At 53.9% G+C, this 1,515-nt stretch carries 2 tRNA genes and 2 rRNA genes; all 4 read right to left on the bottom strand.

Features of this window, described 5'->3' with window-relative positions:
* Positions 1-779 (bottom strand): 23S ribosomal RNA (locus tag BTJ39_RS24185); the annotation flags it as partial.
* Between the two features lie 316 nt (positions 780-1,095).
* Positions 1,096-1,171: transfer RNA gene (locus BTJ39_RS24180), tRNA-Ala, on the bottom strand.
* A 115-nt stretch (positions 1,172-1,286) separates the two neighbouring features.
* Positions 1,287-1,363, bottom strand: a tRNA-Ile gene (locus BTJ39_RS24175).
* A gap of 74 nt (positions 1,364-1,437) precedes the next feature.
* A 16S ribosomal RNA gene (locus BTJ39_RS24170) occupies positions 1,438-1,515 on the bottom strand; the annotation flags it as partial.

Genomic DNA, 1,515 nt, shown 5'->3' with positions numbered 1-1,515 from the left:
TCGGGTCTGTACCCTGCAACTTAGCGCCCGGTTAAGACTCGGTTTCCCTACGGCTCCCCTATACGGTTAACCTTGCTACAGAATACAAGTCGCTGACCCATTATACAAAAGGTACGCAGTCACCCCACCACTAAGCCCCCTCTGCTTTTTTTGCGGTTGGCCGCCCGCGTAAACGCGAACGGCAACCGTTGCCTGAGCAAAGGATGCTGACGTGGAGTTCACCACTGGCTTAGTGGTGGGGCTCCCACTGCTTGTACGTACACGGTTTCAGGTTCTTTTTCACTCCCCTCGCCGGGGTTCTTTTCGCCTTTCCCTCACGGTACTGGTTCACTATCGGTCAGTCAGGAGTATTTAGCCTTGGAGGATGGTCCCCCCATGTTCAGACAGGATACCACGTGTCCCGCCCTACTCTTCGAGCTCACAGCGGGTGCACTTTTGTGTACGGGGCTTTCACCCTGTGTCGCGCGACTTTCCAGACGCTTCCACTAATGCACTCGCTGATTCAGGCTCTGGGCTGCTCCCCGTTCGCTCGCCGCTACTGGGGGAATCTCGGTTGATTTCTTTTCCTCGGGGTACTTAGATGTTTCAGTTCCCCCGGTTCGCCTCGTATGACTATGGATTCATCATACGATGATGCACTGAGTGCACCGGGTTTCCCCATTCGGACATCGCCGGCTGTAACGGTTCATATCACCTTACCGGCGCTTTTCGCAGATTAGCACGTCCTTCATCGCCTCTGACTGCCAGGGCATCCACCGTGTACGCTTATTCGCTTAACCTCACAACCCACAGGCGTCCTGTCCCGGTACCGTCATGGCTGCGCATCGTGTCAGCGGCGTTGTGCGGGGCTCGTCGTGCTCACATACTTCAGTATGCTGCGCGCGACTGCGCTCCTGACGCCTTGCTGCCACTTAGCTCGCTCATGACTGCTCCGGCAGTGACCTGAGTCGGTTGTAAGTATTTGAGAGAACCCTCAATAACTTGCGCTATTGAAGATTTTTCAATTTTCAGCTTGTTCCGGATTGTTAAAGAGCAGATACGTCGCAATGCACTCTGGGAATGCATTCTGACGTAAATTAACGCCGCCGGCGTTAATGGTGGAGCTAAGCGGGATCGAACCGCTGACCTCCTGCGTGCAAAGCAGGCGCTCTCCCAGCTGAGCTATAGCCCCAGATATTGCTTAAACCGTCAGATTCACTACTGAAAATCTTTCGTAATCAGGGCGTGGCTTCGCGACGCATAGCTTTCCATGCGAGCCGGAGACACAACGCAGAGTACGGAAGATTTGGTAGGCCTGAGTGGACTTGAACCACCGACCTCACCCTTATCAGGGGTGCGCTCTAACCACCTGAGCTACAAGCCTGCTGAGGTTTTACCGCTCTTCTTTAATTTCATCAGACAATCTGTGTGAGCACTTCGAAGGAAAGTATCAGCTGGTAAGGAGGTGATCCAACCGCAGGTTCCCCTACGGTTACCTTGTTACGACTTCACCCCAGTCATGAATCACAAAGTGGT

The sequence above is a fragment of the Izhakiella australiensis genome, assembly GCF_002006995.1.
GTDB lineage: Bacteria > Pseudomonadota > Gammaproteobacteria > Enterobacterales > Enterobacteriaceae > Izhakiella > Izhakiella australiensis.
The sequence above is the reverse complement of the archived record's forward strand: the minus strand, read 5'-3'. Positions and strand labels throughout refer to the sequence as shown.